The sequence below is a fragment of the Burkholderia sp. Ac-20345 genome, assembly GCF_017104825.1.
Lineage (GTDB): Bacteria > Pseudomonadota > Gammaproteobacteria > Burkholderiales > Burkholderiaceae > Burkholderia > Burkholderia lata_B.
Genome location: NZ_JAAGPO010000035.1, coordinates 52,028 through 70,346 on the forward strand (window position 1 = coordinate 52,028; position 18,319 = coordinate 70,346).

Consider the following 18,319-nt stretch of genomic DNA (forward strand, 5'->3'; position numbering starts at 1 on the left):
GGTGGTTGGCGTCGGCGAACGGCAACGGGCCGCATGAATCCCCCCGGCGCGCGCTGCTCGCCCGACACGTCGAACTGCTGTTTGAAAGGTATGCCGGATCGGAACGGCGGGAAAGACGGCCGATCGGCCATTTACCGCTGAAACGCGTGCGCGGGCGCGCGCCGATCGAAGCGTGGCGGCGGCATTCAGCGCCGTCGCGCGCCGTACTCGCGACGGCCGTCAGCCGCCGCACCAGCCCCCGGTGCCCCGCCCGTATCGGCGCTGCCGGCAATCCCCCGCCCGGCACGCGCAACGCCAGCTCAACCGCTCAGAACCGATACGAAATCCCGATCTGCAACACCGGGTACCACCGATAGCGCGACATCACCTGCCGCAGCGAATCCAGCCCGCTCGCGACAAGGATCTGGCTCTTCGCCGGCCCAACCGCGGCCGCCAGTTCCGGCGACAGCGTGTACGAACATTTCGGTATCCCGTACGCCACGCCGAGATCGGCGACGAATCCCAGCCCTTTCGACGCCGGCCGGTGCCCGTAGCCGATCCCGAAGTACGGCATCACGGTCGGATAGCGCGCTTCCGCCACCGCGTTCATCCCCGGCATCGCCGGATAACGCTTGCCGCCGAACACGTAAGTCCCATTGGTCGGCACCGATACGCCGCGAATTTCGTCGTCGTTGAAACGCAGGCCGAGCGTCGCCCGGAAGCCGCTGCCGCGCCACGGAAAGATGTCCGCGTACAGGCCGCCCTGGCGCAGCTTCAGGTCGTCCTGATAGCGATTGCCGGCCACCGTGAAGTCATGCGAAAGGTCGATCGCATTGAAGTCCGCATGCGCACCCAGCATCGAATTGAAGCTCACGGCCGCGCCGATGCCGACGCCCTGCGTGCCGCCCTGCAGGTAGATCTCCTGCGCGTGCGCACTCGCGGCGCACATCACCGCGACCGCTGCCCATTGGTTCACTCTCGTTTTCACGGGCGCCTCCCCCGACATGTGCCGGGCGCGCCTCGCCAACGCATGGGGCCTACGCCGCCCTGCGTGATGCGAACCCCGGCACGACACCTTGCAAGCACGCTTGCTGTTCGACGGATCGGGAACGCGTTGCCCCGTGCGCATGGCCGATACGACATGCGCGGCATGTACGCCGCTCCACGCGGCGCCCACGGCCCGATCCGATTCCCCGTTTGTTTCGATGTCGTTGCATGCCGCCGATGCGTTCATCGTTGTTGCGCGTTTCGTTTGCACCGGCGGCACCGCGTCCACCGCAAAGCGCGTGCCATGCGGTGCAAACCGAAGCGGGACAAGCGTCATCGCAAAACGCGGACGATCACGCAGGCTTGTAATCGGAGGAAATGTTTCAGGAACGCATCGTTATTCGGCAGACGAAGTCGGAGCACGGGATCCGACGTGTCGCGCATCGATGCCGCAATGCGTGTTGAACTAGGCGGGACGGACTTCAGCGCATGTGCGTCGTCGTTGCCGTCAACGGCGTGCGGCGCAATACGCCGACGAATACGTTGCAGGGATGTGACCTCGCGCCGGTCGAGCGCGAGGCCGATGTGCGATTGCGCGTGGCGATGCAGGGTGAATACCGATGCGTGCGCATGCATCTTGTCCGCGTCGGGCACCGGAGTGATATGCGAGCCGAAGCGAATACCGAGAGCCGATCGACATGTCGGCCGGTATCGTCGACGATCTGGAGAGGAAGAAAAACGGGCAAAGTCAGCGCCGATGGAAACCGACACTCAAGCGCGGTCGCCCGAACGTGCTTCTCGCTACAACCCATACCCCCCGGACACATTCAACTGCTGCCCGGTAATGTAATTGGCCCGGTCCGACGCCAGAAACACTGCCGCCCGCCCGACGTCGTGCGCCTTCCCCCAGCGCTTGAGCGCGAGCATCTTCTGCGTCTCGTCGATCCAGGCCTGGTCGAACTGCCCCTGTTCGAGCAGCACCGGAAACATCCCGGCCTCGATCACGCCGACCAGGATCGAATTCGCGCGAATGTCGTAACGCCCTTCCTCGCGCGCCAGCCCCTTGACCAATGCCTCGTTCGCCGCCTTCGGCGCGACCGACAGCCCGTCGCGGTCGGGCCAGCGCAGGTGCCCGGCCGAGCCGAGCGTCACGAACGAGCCGCCGCCCGACGCGCGGAAGTGCGGCAGCGCGGCCTTCGCCGCCACGAAGAAGCCGATCGTCTCGACGTCGATCGCGCGGCGCCAGTCGTCGTGCGTCATGTCGCCGATATGGCGCTGGTTCACGAACGGCCCGGCCGCCCAGACGACCGTGTGCACGCGGCCATGCGCGTCGATCGCGGCCGCGAGCGCCGCGTCGACCTGGGCGGGATCGGTCACGTCCACGCAATGCGTGGTGGCCGCGACACCTTCACCGCGAATGTCGCGCGCGACGCGCTCGGCCACGTCGGCCTTGCTGCGATAGCCCACCGCGACCGGCACGCCGGCGCGCGCGAACTCGAGCGCGACACCCTGCCCGATCCCGCCGCTGCCGCCGAACACCAGCACCGCGCCCTGCGGAAACCCGTTGTCGTTCATGCGTTCATCCCGTTCGTGTGTCGCGGCGGCGCTCAGGCCGCCGTCTCGGTTCCCGCCCGCAGGCGGTACTTCAGCACCTTGCCGGCCGCGCTCGTCGGCAGTTGCTCGACGAACGTGAAATGCCGCGGCACCTTGTAGTTCGCCATGTTGCGGCGGGCCCAGTCGTTCAGCTCGTCGGCGTCGGCATGCGCACCCGGCCGCAGCACGACATACGCGTGCCCGACTTCACCGAGCCGCGTATCGGGCACGCCGACCAGCGCAACCTGTGCGATCGCCGGATGCGCGGCGAGCAGGCGCTCGATCTCGGCCGGATAGCAATTGAAGCCGCCGACGATGAACATGTCCTTGATGCGGTCGGTGATCTTCAGGTTGCCGCTCGCATCGACGCAGCCGAGATCGCCCGTATGCAGCCAGCCATCGGCATCGACGGTTTCGCGCGTCGCGTCCGGCTGGTTGAAGTAGCCGCGCATCACGTTGTAGCCGCGCACCCAGATCTCGCCGGTCTCGTCCGGCCCGAGCGGCTCACCGCCTTGGCCCGCGATGCGCAGCTCGACATCCGGCATCGGGCGCCCCGACGTATAGGCAACTGTTTCCGCATCGTCGCCCTGACGGCACAGCGTCGCGAAGCCGCACGACTCGGTCAGCCCGTAGCCGGTCAGCACCGTCTCGAAGCCGAGCTCCGCTCGCATCCGCTCGATCAGGCTCGGCGCGATCGCCGCTGCGCCCGTCACCGCGATCCGCAGCGACGACAGGTCGCGCGTCGCGCGATCGGGCGCGTCGAGCAGCGCGTAGTACAGCGTCGGCGGGCCGGGCAGCACCGAGACGCGGTCGTCGGCGACGCGCCGCAGCACGTCGGCCGGCTGGAACACAAGATGCGGCAGCACGGTCGCGCCGCTCGACAACGCGGCGAGCCAGCCGGCCTTGTAGCCGAACGTGTGAAAGAACGGATTGACGATCAGGTAGCGATCGTCGGCGCGCACGCCGGCGATCGCCGCCCACGCCTGCGCGGCGCGCAGGTTCTGGCCGTGCGCCGTCATCACGCCCTTCGGGCGGCCCGTCGTGCCGGACGTGAACATCAGGTCCATCACGGTGTCGGGCGTCACCTGTGCCTCGCGGTCGCGCACCGAGGCCAGCGGCACCTCGGCGCCGCGCGCGAGGAACGCGTTCCAGGTCTCGTCGCGCGCGCCGGGCGGCGGCTCGCCGTCGAACACGACGATGCGCTCGAGCGTCGCGGGCCGGTGCGGCGCGAGCATCGCCGGATAGGATTCGCCGAGGAAGGAGCCGCAGCAGAACAGCAGCCGTGCGCCGCCGTCGTGCAGGATCCCGCCCACCTCCATCCCCTTCATCCGCGTATTGACCGGCACGAGGATCGCGCCGACCGTGTGGATCGCCAGTGCCGCGACGATCCATTCCGGCAGGTTCGGCGCCCACACCGCGATGCGGTCGCCGGCCTCGATGCCGCTCGCGAGCAGCGCGCGGGCCGCGTCGAGGCGGGCCGCGTCGAGTTCCGCGTAGGTCAGCCGGCCATGCTCCGACTCGATCGCCGGATGCGCGCCGTGGCGCGCGGCTGCCCGCGCGATCAGCGCGGGCGTGGTCAGGATTTCGTTGTCCATCGTCATAGATCAGGGTGGCCGTGCGCGCCGCCGGCGCGCCGCGGCTCAGTCGGGAAACACCACGCGCAGCGCATCGCTCGCGGGTCGTGCGCAACAGGCGAGCGTCCAGCCGGCCGCGATCTCGTCGTCGTCGAGCACGTGGTTGCTGTCGAGCGCGACCTCGCCGCGCTCGATCCTGCACATGCACGCGCCGCATTGCCCCATCCGGCAGGAATTCGGCGCTGGCACGCCCGCGCGCAGCATCGCGTCGAGCAGCGTTTCGCCAGGCGCGCTGTCGAACGCGAACGCGTCGCCGTCGAGCACCGTCTCGATCGCCGCGCCGTCGCCGGACGCTGCGGCCGCCGCTGCGTTCGACGCCGCCGTATCAGCAGCCTGCGCCGGCGCATCGGGCAACGACGCAAAGCGCTCGACGTGCACGCGCGCCCTCGGCAGCCCGAGGCCGAGCATCGCGGCCAGCGCGTTCTCCATGAACAGCGCGGGCCCGCAGATGAACGTCTCCTGCTGGCTGAACGGCCGAGCCAGTTCCTCGAGATGGCGCTGCTGCGGGATACCCTGCACGCTGTCGAGCCAATGGATCACGCGCACGCGGCCCGGATGGCGCTGCGCGAGCTGCTGCAGCTCGGCGCGGAAAATCACCGAGCGTTCGTCGCGGTTCGCATAGATCAGCGTCAGCATCCCGCGCCCGTGCACGAGCGCCGATTTCAGGATCGACAGCACCGGCGTGACGCCGCTGCCGCCCGCGAACAGCAGCAGGTCGCCGTCGAGCGTGCGCGGCGTGAACACGCCGGCGGGCGGCAGCACATCGAGTGTGTCGCCCGCCTTCACGCGGTCGCACAGCCAGTTCGACGCGCGGCCGTCGCGCACGCGCTTGACGGTGATCTTCGGCGCGGCGTCGATGCCCGGCGCGCTCGACAGCGAATAGCAGCGCGCGACGGTCGCGTCCGCGTACGGCACGTTCAGCGTCAGGAACTGACCGGGCCGGTACGCGAAGGCGTCACGCAACGCGGCCGGCACGTCGAACACGAACGAGCACGCGTCGTCGCTTTCGGCAATCACTTCGGCAACGGTCAGCCGATGGAAGCGCGAATCGCTCATGGCCGGCTCCTCACGTCACGCGGCCGCACGGGCCACCGGCGCGCCGGGCGTCGTGTAGGCACCGTCGAGATAGACGAGCGGATCGACGTCGCCGCTCATCAGCACCTCGCGGATGCGCCCGATGAACACCGTATGCGTGCCGTATTCGAAGCGGCCGTCCTGCTCGCACACGAGGCTCGCCTGTGCATCACGCAGATACGGCACGCCGTGCGGCGATGTGTGCCAGTCGCCGGTCGTGAAGCGCGCCTCGCCCTTCAGGCGGCCGCTGCAGTCGATCGCGATGCCTTCGTGGGCCGCCGACAGCACGTTCACGCAAAACCCGGCGCCCGCGTCGAGCGGCGGATACAGCGATGCGGTGCGGTTGATGCAGATCAGCAGCGAAGGCGGATCGGTCGACAGCGAATCGACCGCCGTCGCGGACATCGAATAGCGCCGGCCGTCGTGCGCGCTGCTGATGACCGTGACGGAGCGCGCGAGGCGGCGCATCGCGAGCAGCATGTCGGTGCGCAGCGGATGGGTGGTGAGATCGCTCATGTTCGGACTCCGTCAAGTTCAGTCGTGGATGGCCGGGCGGGCTGCCCGCCGGCGTCGGCTGCGCGAGCAGCCAGGTGGTCGGCGGCGAGATACCCGAAGGTCATCGCCGGACCGAGCGTCGAGCCCGCGCCGGGGTAGCTCGCGCCCATCATCGAGGCGCTGGTGTTGCCGATCGCGTAGAGGCCGTCGATCGGCTCGCCGTCGGCGCGCAGCACGCGAGCGTGCACGTCGGTGACGAGCCCGCCCTTCGTGCCGATGTCGCCCGCATCGATCCGCACCGCGTAGAACGGCGCCTGGTCGACCGGTCCGAGGCACGGGTTCGGCTTGTTCTGCGGATCGCCGTAGTACGTGTCGAACAGGTTGTCACCCTTGCCGAACGCCTCGTCGATCCCGGTGACCGCGTAGCGCGCCATGTCGCGCAGCGTGTCGTGCAGGCCGGCGGCGTCGACGCCGATGCGCGCAGCGAGCGCGTCGATCGTGTCGGCTTTCACGATCACGTCGCGGAACGCGGCCGGAATCCGCGAATCGGGCATCATCGACGCCGGCATGATCGGCCCGCACGGATACTTGCGGCGAAACCGCGCGTCGAACACCATCCATGCCGGCACGCTCGCACCGGTGCGCGCATGGTCGCGATACATCGCCGGCACGAATTCGGAATACGGCGCGGCTTCGTTGACGAAGCGCTTGCCGAGGCTGTTCACGATCACGCAGCCCGGCAGGTTGCGTTCGACGAACAGCGCGCGCTGCTTCTCCTCGCCGGCGACACCGACCGTCGGCGCGCCCCACACGTGCTCCATCAGCGCCAGCGCGGCGCCGAGCCGATGGCCTTCGGCGATCGCGTCGCCGGTATTGGCGGGCGGCGTCGCACTCCACTGCGCCTGTGTCGGCTGCGGCAGATAGCGCTCGCGCATCGGCTGGTTGCGCTCGAAACCGCCCGCGCCGAGGATCACGCCGCGCCGCGCGGCGATCGTCACGGGTTGACCGAAGCGCTGCGCGCGCACGCCGGTCACGCGGCCGTCCACGTCTAGCAGGTCGCGCATCGGCGTGTCGAGCCACACGGGCACGTTGCGGTCGAGCAGCGCGCGGCGCAACCCGCCGATCAGCGCGTTGCCGAGCGTCAGGCGCCGGTCGCGCCGCGTGCGGCGGCGCATTCCGATATCGAGCCAGTAGCGGCCGAACTGCACGATCGCGAGCTTCATGAAGCCCGGCCCGCGCGCGAACAGCGTGTGCGCTTCCTTCGACGTTACGGCCACGCGCCCGCCGATCAGCGTACCGGGCGACGCCGGCCGCAGCCGGTCGAATTCGTCGCCGAGCAGCCCGCCGTCGAACGGCATCGGATCGAGCGCGCGGTAGCCCGGCATCGCGCCCGGCACCTTCTGGAAATAGTCCGCGTACTTCGGCAGCGACTGGTAACGCACCGGCGTCTTCGATTCCAGGTAGCGCAGCATCTCCGGCGCGCGGTCGAGATAGGTGTCGATCTTCTCGGGTGTCGATTCGCCGGCCACGCAGGCGTCGATGTAGCCGCGCGCGGCCTCGCGCGAATCGGTCGCGCCCAGTTCGGCGATATGGTGGTTGCACGGCACCCAGATGCCGCCGCCCGAGACGGCCGACGTGCCGCCGTACAGCGCCGTCTTCTCGATCACGACGACGGACAGGCCGCGGTCGGCCGCGCGGCACGCGGCGAGCAGCGCGCCCGCGCCCGAACCGACGACCACCACGTCGAACACGTATTGCTGTGCTTGCGGGTCGTTCATCGTGTCCCCGTCAGATGAAGAAGTCGGTGTTCTCGCGGCCGAGCATCACGGCGCCGAGGTTCTGGCCGAAACGGTCCACGTTGTTCGCGTAGTGCGCGCGGGCCGCATGCAGGTCGAGGAAGCGGCGCACCAGCGGGTTGCGGTGATAGATGCCGTTGCCGCCCGCGTAGCGCAGCAGCGCGTTCGCGGCCTGCGCGCAACGCTCGGCGACCTGCGCGGACTGGTAGCGGAAATGCACGCGGCGCTCGATCGACACGGCCGGGCCGCCAGTGACCGACGCCATCAGTTCCGCGAAATTGCGCTTGAGCAGCACCTTCATCTCGTCGATCGCGACGGCCGCGTTCGCGCACGCGTTCTGCGCACCCGGATCGTCGGTCGTCTTCGCACCGCTGTTGGCCGACACGCGCGTCGCCGCATAGCCGGTGAAATCGTCGAGCGCGCCCTGCAGCGCGCCGATGCACGACGTGCACACCGCGCGCACGAAGATCTGCGCGAACGGCAGCTTGAACAGCGGCGCATCGTTGACGGCGAGGCCGGGGCTCGTGCCCATCATCCCGTCGATCGCCTTGTGCGTGCGGTATGCCGGCACGAACACGTCGTCGACGACGATGTCGTGGCTGCCCGTCGCACGCAGGCCGAGCACGTCCCAGTCCTGCTGGATCCGGTAGTCGGATTTCGGCAGCAGGAACGTGCGGTACTCGGGCGGCTGGCCGGCTTCGGCCGGCGGCACGAGCGCGCCGAGGAACACCCATTCGCACAGTTCGCTGCCGCTCGAGAACTTCCAGTGGCCCGACAGGCGGAAACCGCCGTCGACCGGCGTCACGCGGCCCACCGGCATGTAGGTCGACGCGATCAGCGTCGCCGGGTCGTCGCCCCACACGTCCTGTTGCGCGCGCTCGTCGAACAGCGCGAGCTGCCAGTTGTGCACGCCGACGACGCCGTACACCCACGCGGTCGACATGCAGCCGCGCGCGAGCGCCATCTGGATGTCGAAGAACGCCTGCGGATCGAGCTCGTAGCCGCCGTAGCGCTTCGGCTGCAGCACCTTGAAGAAGCCGGCGGCCTGCATGTCGGCGATCGTCTCGGCCGGGATGCGGCCCTGCGCTTCCGCCTGCGCGGCGCGGCCGGCCAGCGTCGGCGCCAGTGCCTCGGCCCGGGCGATCAGCGTGGCGGCCAGTGCGTTCGAATCGTTGTCGCGATGCACGAATGTCTCCTGTGAAGCGGGTGATGCGCCGCGGCGCGTGCCCCGCTCTCGTTCAAAGTTGTTCGGCGCGGCCTGGCCGCGGGCGATGCTCGCCACCACCGATGGTCGGCTTCGCACGACCGCGCCGCATCGTCCGACCGGACGGGACGACGGGCGCGGCCCGGTGCATCACGCGCAGGCGCGCTCCTTCTCCTTGTTGAAGAACGGGATCACGTGCTCGCCGATGTTGCGGATCGTCTCCATCTGCGCTTCGTGCGGCACCGTGCCCATCTGGCACAGGAACAGCACTTCGTCGACACCGGCTTCCTGCAGGCGGCCAACATAGCCGATGCAGTCGTCCACCGTGCCGTACGCATGGTTCGGGTTCATCATCGCGAGCGCCGGGTCGGCGAAGTTCACGACGACTTCCTCCGACGCAAAGCGCGAGCGGATCACCATCTCGCCGGAATCGGCCTGCACGAGGTCGTCGCCCCACTTCGCCGGGTCCGGACGCTCGCCGCCCGTGTACCAGTACGCGAGCGATTCCATGAAGTAGCGCTGGCCGCGGATGCCGATCTTGCGGGCGGCCTGGCCGTCGGCCATCACGACCGTCGGGCACAGTGCCGCGAGGTGCTGGGTCGGGCGGAAGCCGACCTGGTCTTCAGGCTTGCGGTTCGCCCAGGCTTCGCGGTACACGGCGTTCTTCTTCGCGACTTCGTCGGGGCCGCCGAAACCGAGCACCAGCGCGCCCATCCCGCGCTGGCCGGCGCGCAACAGCGCGTCGGTGTTGGTGCACGCGAGGTACATCGGCGGGTGCGGATCCTGGAACGGCTTCGGATGGATCGGGCGCTTCGGAATCTTGATGTACTTGCCGTCGTGCTCGATCTCGTCCTGCACGAACATCTTCGGCACGAGGTACATCGATTCGTCGATCATCGGCTGCAGTTCGTTGAGGTCGTAGCCGAACGCGCCGGCTTCCTGCTGGCTGCCGCCCTTGCCGACGCCGAAGTGCACGCGGCCGCCGGACAGGATGTCGAGCAGCGCGACGCGCTCCGCGACCTTGATCGGGTGGTTCATCGCCGGCGGCAGGCACACGACGCCGTGGCCGAGACCGATGCGCGTCGTGCGGCCGGCCAGGTATGCAAGGAAGGTTTCCGGCGCGCTCATGTGCGCATAGTTGGTCAGCGACGTGTGCTCCACGCACCAGATCGTGTCGAATCCGACCTGCTCGGCGAGCAGCGCCTGTTCGACCGTTTCCTTGAACACCCGGTGGTCGCCCTCGCGCGATGCGTCGGTGGTCTGGGCTTCGTAGATGAGGGAAAACTTCATTGCTTGCGTCTCCATGTATGTTGGACGAGTCGGGGTCGTGCAGCCCGCCCGCACGATACGGACGAAGCGCGACGGTCCACGAATGGAAGTGTCGGCGCGCCGACTGGCGCGGGCATCATCTGTTCGGAGTAGCTACACGCCTGCGGGGACAGAGGGGTTTCACCGTCGTCCGATCGGACTGCGTAGGCGCGCGAACGGCGCGCTAGCATCGAACGGCGGCGCGTTGCACGCCGCCCACATCAAGACAAGGGAGATCCGGGATGAAGGTATCGATGCTGCTGTATCCGGTCGACAACATCGACACGGCGCTGCCGCTGTTCGTCGACGGGCTGGGCCTGAACGTGAAGTTCCGCGACGGCGACCGCTATTGCGCGCTCGACGGCGGCCCGCTGACGATCGCGCTGGTCGCGGGCGACGAGCAGATCGTCGAGCGCGCGGCGCTCACGCTGCGCGTGGACGAGGACGACGACCTGTATGCGGCGATGGCGCGGGTCGTGAAGGCCGGCGCGTCGGTGCGCGTGCCCGTGCAGGCCGGGCCGCACGAATACCGCGCGGTACTGGAGGACAAGAACGGCGCGCTGCTCGTGATTTCGCAGAAACGGGCCGCATGACGTGCCACGGCGCGGGTGCCGGATGCGGGCACCGCGCGCGTGGCGAGCCGGTTACGCGTCCGCGCCCGGCGTGCTCAGGTCGCTCGCTTCCAGCAATTCGAGCAGCGTGCGCGCCGGTGGGCTGAGCCGCTTCGCGGCCAGCGCGATGAATTCGATGTCGGGCAGCACGGGCAGCGCGTCCCCGTTGACCAGCGGCGCGAGCCCGCGCGTCGACAGATAATGCGACGTCGCGGTCAGGCCGAGCCCCGCGCGCGCGGCCGCGATGCAGCCCGGCTGGCTGCTGCTCGAACACACCACTTCCCAGCCGATCCCCTTCTCCGCGAGCGCGTTCAGGACGATCGCGCGCGTGACGCTCGGCTCGGCGACCAGCACGAGCGGCAGCGGCCGCTCCGGATCGACCACGGTGCCGGGCCGCGCGACCCATTCGAGCCGCGTGCTCAAGAGCGGCGTGCCGCGCCGCTCGCCGAGCCGCCGCTTGCCGATCATCAGGTCGAGCGCGCCCGCGTCCAGCCCTTCGTAAAGCCGGCTCGTCATGCCGGTGGTAATCTCCAGCGCGACATCCGGGTGCGCGGCGCGAAACCCGGCGAGCACGTCCGGCAACGCGACGAGCGCGAGGTCGTCCGGCGCGCCGAGCCGCACCAGCCCCTGCAGCCGCGGCTTGCGGAACTGCGATTCCGCGCGGTTCAGCGCCTGCAGGATCACGTTCGCATGCACGAGCAGCGCCTCGCCGTCGGCCGTCATCGCGATCGAATGCGTGTCGCGCACGAACAGCCGCCGGCCGACGCTCTCTTCGAGACGACGGATGTGTTCGCTGACGCTCGACTGGTTGAGCCCGAGCTGCCGGCCCGCTTCGGTGAAGCTGCGGCAGTTCGTGACGGTCGCGAACGTGTTGAGCCAGACGGGATTGAGCATCCTGCATTGTCATCGGTATTTCCAATGACAGTCAACGCCTTGAGGCGGCTTCCCGATGACCAACGGAATCGGTACCATCGTGCGCTTGAGGACCGGCAGGCGCCGCGCGACTGCGCAACGGCGCCACCTGCGCCGGGCCTTCGCACCACCGATTTCGCCATGTCCCGGGAACCCACACACTCCGCGCTGCTCTGGATCGTCGCCGCTGCGTTCTTCATGCAGTCGCTCGACACGACGATCGTCAACACCGCCCTGCCTTCGATCGCGCAAAGCCTGCACGCGTCACCGCTCGCGATGCAACCGGTCGTGGTCGTCTATACGCTGACGATGGCGATGCTCACGCCGGCGTCCGGCTGGCTGGCCGACCGGTTCGGCACGCGCCGCGTGTTCTCGCTCGCGATTCTCGTGTTCGTGCTCGCATCGATCGGCTGCGCGGCGTCGCATACGCTCGGCCAGCTCGTCGCCGCGCGCGCGCTGCAGGGTATCGGCGGCTCGATGCTGCTGCCGATCGGGCGGCTCGCCGTGCTGCGCCGCGTGCCGGGCGAACAGTACGTCGCGGCGATCGCGTTCGTGTCGATCGCCGGCCAGCTCGGCCCGATCGTCGGGCCGACGCTCGGCGGCTGGCTCACGCAGGCGATTTCGTGGCACTGGGTGTTCATCGTCAACGTACCGGTCGGCGTGGTCGGCTTCATCGCCGTGCAGCGCTACCTGCCGCACGACCAGGCGCAACTGCCGCCGCCGTTCGACTTCGTCGGCTGTGCGCTGCTGTCGGTCGCGATGATCGCGCTGTCGCTCGCGATCGACCCGCCGATGCCCGCGCATCGCGCCGCGTGGGCGGCCGGGCTCGCCGTGGTCGGGCTGGCGAGCGCGCTCGCGTACCTGCCGCATGCGCGACGCCGCGCGCAGCCGCTGTTCCGGCTCGGGCTGTTCCGCGAGCCGAACTTCGGTTCGGGGCTGCTGGGTAACCTGCTGTGCCGGATCGGCACGAGCTCGGTGCCGTTCATGCTGCCGCTGCTGATGCAGGTGCAACTCGGCTATACGCCGCTGCAATCGGGGCTGATGATGCTGCCGGCCGCGATCGCGGGCGTCATCGCGAAACGCTGGATCGCGCCGCTCGTGAAGCGTTTCGGTTACGCCACGTTCCTGGTCGTGAATACGGGGATTGTCGGGTGCGCAATCGCGGGGTTCGCGCTGGTGTCGGCGCGGCCCGCGCCGCTACTGGAGGGCGCGCTGCTGATCGTGTTCGGCGCGGCGAACTCGATGCAGTTCGCGGCGATGAACGGCGTGACGTTGAAGGGGCTGTCGCATGCCGACGCCGGCAGCGGCAACAGCCTGTTCACGATGATGCAGATGCTGGCGATGGGGCTCGGCGTGTCGATCGGCGGCGGCCTCGTCAACCTGTTTGCCGCCTATTGGGGCTCGATGGCGCACGGGTTCATGCTGTCGTTCACGTGCATGGGCGTGGTGACGCTGCTGTCGTCCGTCGTGTTCCGGCGGATCGATACGGCCGCGCCGCCGGCCAATGCGGCAGCGCGCCCGTCCGCGTGAGCGCGGCCGTCAGTTCGCCTGGCGGCGCTCCACAACGCGCTTGAGCACCCAGCGAATCGAGGAACCGTCGGCCGGCGGCTGCGCGACGCGGTATTCGTCGATTTGGAGCGTGTACAGGTAACCGGGCTGGTACGCGAAGCCTTCGATGCCGGCGTACCACAGGCTCCACGGCTCGTTCGGGCTGTTGCGCACCTGCAGGCACTCCATCGGCGCGACGCCCGTGCAGCGCGCGGATTGCGGCGCGACATAGACAGTCTTGGTCACCGGCTTGCTGTCGGCCGGGCGCACGGCGTTCGACGCCGTGGCGACTGCGTCGGTCTGGCATCCGACGAGGAGCGTGCTGCCGGCAATGATGGCCGCGCCGAGCAGCGTTCTGGATTGGCGAATCATCTGATGTTCCTCAGGAAGCGTTGGAGGGCCGATTAGAGGCCCCCTCGGCAAGAAAGTTCACAAATAGCTTACAGAAGAGGATCCGCCACGTTCATTCGTGGGATGTCGCGCGCGAGCCGATGCGTTACCGTGATCCGGTTCAGCCGCGCGCATCGCCGCCGGCGGCTCGCACGTGCACACCGGGCGACGGGGCCTGTTCCCACCCTGCCGACCCGGTGGCCGCAACAGGAGACAACCCGAATGACCACGGCGCCCGCGGCCCTGCCGCCCCATCTTGCCCAGTCGAAACTGACGCTCGAACAGTTCGACGCATTGCTCACGACGATCTACGAAGGCCCGCTGGAAGACGTGCCGTGGGGCGGCGCGCTGGAGCAGATCCGCATCCACCTGCACGCGAACTACGTGACGATGATCCTGCGCTGGCCAGCCAGCGGCCATGCGGGGCTGATGATCAATGCGTCCGAGCACAATGCACCGCTGCCGGGCGTCGCATCGTACAACACCTATTACTACGCGCTCGATCCGTTCGTGAACCTGCCGAGCGATCGCGTCGTCACCGTCGACGAGTTGCTCGGCGTCGGCGTCTGGCGCAACAGCGCGATGTATCGCGAGTTTCTCGAGCCGTTCGACGTCGGGTACCTGATGGGTGCGGACCTGCGCACGTCCGACGGCATCGAGTGCCGTTTCCGCGTGTGCCGCTCGCATCGCGGCCGCGCGTTCTCGGCGACCGACAAGGCCGTCTGCAACGCGCTGCTGCCGCACCTGAAGCGCGCGGTGCGGCTGCACGCGAAGTTCGGGATGGTCGAATCCGAGCGCACGCTGTACGCGAGCACGATCGACCGCATGCTCGTCGCCACCGCGATCCTCGACGAGCGCGGCGCGATCATGAAGACCAATTGCGTCGCGGACGAGATCTTCGCCGAATGCGACGGCCTGCGCGTGCGCGGCGACGCGCTCGAAGCGTCGTATCCGCTGGAGGATCGCAAGCTGCAGAAGCTGATCCGGCAGGTGCTCGCGGAGCGCGCGGGCGGCGCGCCGTCGGTCGCGCAGGCGATCGCCGTGCCGCGCCCGTCCGGCAAGCCGCCGCTCGGCGTGCTGATCCGCGCGGTGCCGCTCAGCGAATGGTCCGAGGACAATCCGCGCCGGCCGGCGTGCGCGATCTTCATCCGCGATGCCGAGCGCAAGTCGCAGGCATCGCACGACATCGTGCGCAAGCTGTTCGACCTCACGCCGGCCGAAACCGCGCTGGCGCTCGCGCTCGTCAACGGGCAGACGCTCGAGGAAGCGGCCGACGAGCTCGAGATCAGCAAGAACACCGCGCGCTCGCATTTGCGCGCGATTTTTTCGAAGACGGGGGTCACGCGGCAGGCGACGCTCGTCAGGACGTTGCTGAACAGCGTGCTGTCGCTGGGGTGATGCCTTCGTGACGACGGCCCCGCCATCGAATCCGCCTAGTCCGTTTCAACGTCGAAGCACCGGCGCTTGCCGCCTAACCTGTCTCTCCACTCAGTGCCCCAGGAGACAGGCATGGAAAGCTTCGCAGGAAAAGTCGCCGTCGTGACCGGTGCGGCGACCGGCATCGGACGACAGGCCGCGCTGTGCTTCGCCGAAGCCGGCGCGCAGGTGGCACTGCTGGACACCGTCGTGTCCGCCGCGGAAGACGTCGCGCACGCGATCGAGCGCACCGGCGCCAAGGCGATCGTGCTGCGCACCGACGTCTCGCGCGCCGACGACGTGCGCGACGCGATCGACACGACGGTCGCCACGTTCGGCCGTCTCGACATCGCATTCAACAACGCGGGCATCGCTCCGCGCGGTGCGCCCGTCGCCGAATTCGACGAAGACGAATGGGATCGCACGATCGCCGTGAACCTGAAAGGCGTGTGGCTGTGCATGAAGCATCAATGCCGGCACATGCTGCAATCCGGCGGTGGCGCGATCGTCAACACGTCGTCGATCATGGGCCTCGTCAGCGGGCCCGGGCTCTCCGCGTATTCGGCATCGAAGAGCGGTGTCATCGGCCTCACGAAATCGGTGGCGATCGACTATGCAAGCCGCGGCATCCGCGTGAATGCCGTGTGCCCGGGCGGCATCGCCCATACGGCGATCACCGACCGCCCGGAAAACCGCGACGACATGGCGCGACTGACGCAGGCCACGCCGATGGCGCGGCTCGGCGAGCCGCGCGACATCGCGGAAACGGTGATGTGGCTGTGCTCGCCCGCCGCGCGCTTCGTCACCGGTCAGGCAATCGCCGTCGACGGCGGGTTCACCGTGTGGTGATCGTGTACCATCGATGCTTCCCGACCTGCCTGATCGCGCTGCGTTCGTCCGCCCGGCTCCACGCGTACGATCCGCGCAGCGCACCCCCGCTTCGCATGACCTCACCCGTTCCGTCCGACACCGCGCTGCGCCCGTTGCCGATCGATGCGCTGACCGTGCCGGCCGCGCTCGACGGACGCACGGGCACCAACCGCTCGAACAGCGCGCATCCGCAAATTGCCGCGACCAACGACCTCGACGCGGTGCGCGCCTGGCTCGCACGCTTCGTCGATACGCCGACCACGTTCCAGAACTATCGCAAGGAAGCCGAACGCCTGCTGCTGTGGGCCGTGATCGCGTGCGGCAAGCCGCTGTCGTCGCTCACGCACGAGGATCTGGTCGTCTACCGGCAGTTCCTGCTCGCGCCCGCGCCGGCCGAGCTGTGGTGCGCGAACGGCGGGCGCAAGCATCCGCGCGACGATCCGCGCTGGCGGCCGTTCTACGGGCCGCTGTCGGCGGCCAGCCAGCGACAGGCGCTGGTGATCCTGAACGTGATGTTCTCGTGGCTCGTGCAGGCCGGCTATCTGGCCGGCAATCCGCTCGCGTTGTCGCGGCAGCGGCAGCGCCGGCCCGCGCCGCGCGTCACGCGCCATCTCGGGCAGCCGCTGTGGCAGTCGGTCAAGGACGCGATTGCCGCGATGCCGCGCGACGACGCGCGGGCGGGCTTCCATGCGGATCGCGCACGCTGGCTGTTCACGCTGCTGTATCTCGGCGGGCTGCGCATCACCGAAGCGGCCGATACGACGATGGGCCAGTTCTTCTGCCGGCGCGACACGGACGGGCGCGACCGCTGGTGGCTCGACGTGACGGGCAAAGGCGGCCGGCAGCGGCTCGTGCCGGCCACCGACGAAATGATGGCCGAGCTGTCGCGCTACCGGCGCGCGCATGGCCTGCCCGCAATGCCTTCCGACGGCGAGCCCACGCCGCTCGTGCTGCCGGTCGGCCAGGCGCGCAAGCCGCTCACGCGCGCGGCGCTGCACCGGATCGTGAAGCAGGTGTTCCTGCACGCGGCCGACCGGCTGCGCGCGAACGGCGAAGCCGGCGAGCAGCAGGCGCGCGTGCTCGAACAGGCGTCCGCGCACTGGCTGCGCCACAGCGCGGGCTCACACATGGCCGACGGCCGCGTCGACCTGCGGCTCGTGCGCGACAACCTCGGCCACGTGTCGCTCACGACGACGAGCCAGTACCTGCACGCGGACGACGATTGGCGGCACCGCGAGACGGAGGAGAAACACCGGATCGGGTGGTAGGTGTGCACCGATCCGACGGGTCGCGGCTCGCGCAACGCGTCCGCGCTCAGTGAGCGAGTTCGAGCCCGCCCAGGCCGCCGTTGCTGCGGCATTTCGCGCGATCGCTTTTCTCCGGCACATCGATCTGGCCGCACAGCACGTCGATGCGCTTGCGGTAACTGTCGATCAGGCACTGCGTCGTCGTGCAGCGGTTACGCGCCTTCAGCCACGCCTTCTGGGTCGCCATGAACTGCTCGTACTCGGGCGGATCCTCGACCGGATAGTTGCTGAAATCGTAGAGCATGTGCTGGTAATCCGCGTTGAGCGCATCGTCGAGACGCGACAACGCCGGATTGGCGCAGATTTCGCGCTCCACGAACGTGGATGCCTTCGCGCAGTTGAACGACGCGGCGTGCGCGCCGGTCATGCCGGTCATGCCGGCCGCGACGGCCAGCGCAACGAGCCATGCTTTCATGTGGGTGCCGTAACGAAGAAAACGGCGGCCGCGGATCGGCTCGCCGTGACGGACGAACGGGAATGCCCGTCGCCGGGACCCGGCAGCTTAGGTCAACGCGCGTCGCATTTCAATACGCTGCCCCGCATCCCGGCACCCGCGCCGCATGGCACGGCACGGCATGCCCGATCAGTACACGGCTACCCAGTGCCCGGGCACCCACGCCCAATGATTGCCGGCCCAGCGGTAATGCCCCTTCGCCCAGTGATAGCCTGGCGCGGGCATCGGCGGCGCCACCTCGACGACGGGCGCCGGCTGCGGCGGCCGCACGGGTTCGACCACGCACGCGGACATCAGTGTCGCACTGGCCGCTACCAGCACGGCGAGCGAAGCGGTCCGGATCTTCATCATGTTGCATTCTCCCTTTTGTGTAATGGATGGGTCGCTGGCGATGCGGCAACGCGTTACGTCATGCGGCTCCGCGAATCAAGCCGCTCATCGGCCGCGTCGCACCGCTTTCCGCGAACAGCGCGGACGCGGTGCGGTGCGGATCGAGCCGCAGACTTTCGGCGGCGGCGCCCGCGATCAGGGCGTCGAGCGATGCGGTCGGCTTCAGGTCGCGCCCTTCGTACAGGTCGCCCGGCCGCAAACCCGGCCAGTCGGCGATCACACGGCCACCCGAGACCGCGCCGCCCGCGAGCATCGCGACCGACGCCTGCCCGTGATCGGTCCCGCCCGTGCCGTTCGCGGCGGCCGTGCGGCCGAACTCGGTCGCGACCAGCACCGTGGTCTGCTGCCACG

General features: G+C 69.0%; 19 protein-coding genes. 5 read left to right on the forward strand and 14 right to left on the reverse strand.

The features are described 5' to 3' along the window. Positions 1-307: 307 nt before the first annotated feature. The 9 genes from G3O06_RS15330 to G3O06_RS15370 form a co-directional block, all read right to left on the reverse strand. Positions 308-985, reverse strand: a complete 678-nt coding sequence (locus tag G3O06_RS15330) for a hypothetical protein (protein WP_174915493.1) — start codon at positions 983-985, stop codon at positions 308-310. Positions 986-1,299: 314 nt separating this feature from the next. Further along, positions 1,300-1,737 (reverse strand): hypothetical protein, encoded by a 438-nt coding sequence (locus G3O06_RS15335; RefSeq protein ID WP_205816609.1) that lies wholly within the window; start codon positions 1,735-1,737, stop codon positions 1,300-1,302. 30 nt (positions 1,738-1,767) lie between these two features. Next, positions 1,768-2,541: an SDR family oxidoreductase gene (locus G3O06_RS15340; RefSeq protein WP_205816610.1), complete on the reverse strand. Its 774-nt coding sequence runs from the start codon at positions 2,539-2,541 to the stop codon at positions 1,768-1,770. Between the two features lie 32 nt (positions 2,542-2,573). Continuing rightward, positions 2,574-4,160, reverse strand: coding sequence for a FadD3 family acyl-CoA ligase (locus tag G3O06_RS15345; RefSeq protein ID WP_277403720.1), 1,587 nt, complete (start codon positions 4,158-4,160; stop codon positions 2,574-2,576). A 39-nt stretch (positions 4,161-4,199) separates the two neighbouring features. Next, positions 4,200-5,249: a ferredoxin--NADP reductase gene (locus G3O06_RS15350; RefSeq protein WP_205816612.1), complete on the reverse strand. Its 1,050-nt coding sequence runs from the start codon at positions 5,247-5,249 to the stop codon at positions 4,200-4,202. Between the two features lie 15 nt (positions 5,250-5,264). Next, positions 5,265-5,783 carry a flavin reductase family protein gene (locus G3O06_RS15355; RefSeq protein WP_085037932.1) on the reverse strand — a complete coding sequence of 173 codons (519 nt, stop codon included), beginning with the start codon at positions 5,781-5,783 and terminating at the stop codon, positions 5,265-5,267. Then, positions 5,780-7,540, reverse strand: coding sequence for an FAD-dependent oxidoreductase (locus tag G3O06_RS15360; protein ID WP_205816613.1), 1,761 nt, complete (start codon positions 7,538-7,540; stop codon positions 5,780-5,782). The genes G3O06_RS15355 and G3O06_RS15360 overlap by 4 nt, the downstream gene beginning before the upstream one ends. Positions 7,541-7,550: 10 nt before the next feature. Further along, positions 7,551-8,744 (reverse strand): acyl-CoA dehydrogenase family protein, encoded by a 1,194-nt coding sequence (locus G3O06_RS15365; protein WP_174970011.1) that lies wholly within the window; start codon positions 8,742-8,744, stop codon positions 7,551-7,553. Between the two features lie 168 nt (positions 8,745-8,912). Then, positions 8,913-10,052, reverse strand: a complete 1,140-nt coding sequence (locus tag G3O06_RS15370; RefSeq protein WP_174915486.1) for an LLM class flavin-dependent oxidoreductase — start codon at positions 10,050-10,052, stop codon at positions 8,913-8,915. A gap of 260 nt (positions 10,053-10,312) precedes the next feature. On the opposite strand from G3O06_RS15370, the gene G3O06_RS15375 reads away from it, so the two are divergent. Beyond that, positions 10,313-10,663, forward strand: a complete 351-nt coding sequence (locus G3O06_RS15375) for a VOC family protein (RefSeq protein ID WP_205816614.1) — start codon at positions 10,313-10,315, stop codon at positions 10,661-10,663. Positions 10,664-10,714: 51 nt separating this feature from the next. On the opposite strand, the gene G3O06_RS15380 is transcribed toward G3O06_RS15375, so the two are convergent. Then, positions 10,715-11,575, reverse strand: a complete 861-nt coding sequence (locus tag G3O06_RS15380) for a LysR substrate-binding domain-containing protein (RefSeq protein WP_205816615.1) — start codon at positions 11,573-11,575, stop codon at positions 10,715-10,717. Between the two features lie 159 nt (positions 11,576-11,734). Between G3O06_RS15380 and G3O06_RS15385 the strand changes: the two genes are divergently transcribed. Then, positions 11,735-13,123 carry a DHA2 family efflux MFS transporter permease subunit gene (locus G3O06_RS15385; RefSeq protein ID WP_205816616.1) on the forward strand — a complete coding sequence of 463 codons (1,389 nt, stop codon included), beginning with the start codon at positions 11,735-11,737 and terminating at the stop codon, positions 13,121-13,123. A gap of 9 nt (positions 13,124-13,132) precedes the next feature. Here G3O06_RS15385 and G3O06_RS15390 read toward each other — a convergent pair whose 3' ends face one another. Continuing rightward, a complete protein-coding gene (locus tag G3O06_RS15390; protein ID WP_174970009.1) occupies positions 13,133-13,513 on the reverse strand; it encodes a DUF4377 domain-containing protein in 381 nt (126 codons plus the stop codon). Positions 13,514-13,753: 240 nt separating this feature from the next. Here G3O06_RS15390 and G3O06_RS15395 point away from each other — a divergent pair, with 240 nt between their 5' ends. The 3 genes from G3O06_RS15395 (at position 13,754) to G3O06_RS15405 (ending at position 17,085) form a co-directional block, all read left to right on the forward strand. Then, positions 13,754-14,929 (forward strand): helix-turn-helix transcriptional regulator, encoded by a 1,176-nt coding sequence (locus G3O06_RS15395; protein ID WP_205816617.1) that lies wholly within the window; start codon positions 13,754-13,756, stop codon positions 14,927-14,929. 111 nt (positions 14,930-15,040) lie between these two features. After that, a complete protein-coding gene (locus G3O06_RS15400) occupies positions 15,041-15,796 on the forward strand; it encodes a glucose 1-dehydrogenase (protein ID WP_205816618.1) in 756 nt (251 codons plus the stop codon). 95 nt (positions 15,797-15,891) lie between these two features. Beyond that, positions 15,892-17,085 carry a tyrosine-type recombinase/integrase gene (locus G3O06_RS15405; protein WP_205816619.1) on the forward strand — a complete coding sequence of 398 codons (1,194 nt, stop codon included), beginning with the start codon at positions 15,892-15,894 and terminating at the stop codon, positions 17,083-17,085. Positions 17,086-17,131: 46 nt separating this feature from the next. Here G3O06_RS15405 and G3O06_RS15410 read toward each other — a convergent pair whose 3' ends face one another. The 3 genes from G3O06_RS15410 to G3O06_RS15420 form a co-directional block, all read right to left on the reverse strand. Beyond that, on the reverse strand, positions 17,132-17,539 hold the full coding sequence (locus G3O06_RS15410) for a lysozyme inhibitor LprI family protein (RefSeq protein WP_174970005.1): 408 nt from the start codon (positions 17,537-17,539) through the stop codon (positions 17,132-17,134). 168 nt (positions 17,540-17,707) lie between these two features. Next, positions 17,708-17,926 carry a YXWGXW repeat-containing protein gene (locus G3O06_RS15415; protein WP_174915593.1) on the reverse strand — a complete coding sequence of 73 codons (219 nt, stop codon included), beginning with the start codon at positions 17,924-17,926 and terminating at the stop codon, positions 17,708-17,710. A gap of 61 nt (positions 17,927-17,987) precedes the next feature. Continuing rightward, on the reverse strand, positions 17,988-18,319 hold a 332-nt coding region (locus G3O06_RS15420), incomplete at its 5' end, for a DUF1501 domain-containing protein (RefSeq protein WP_205816620.1).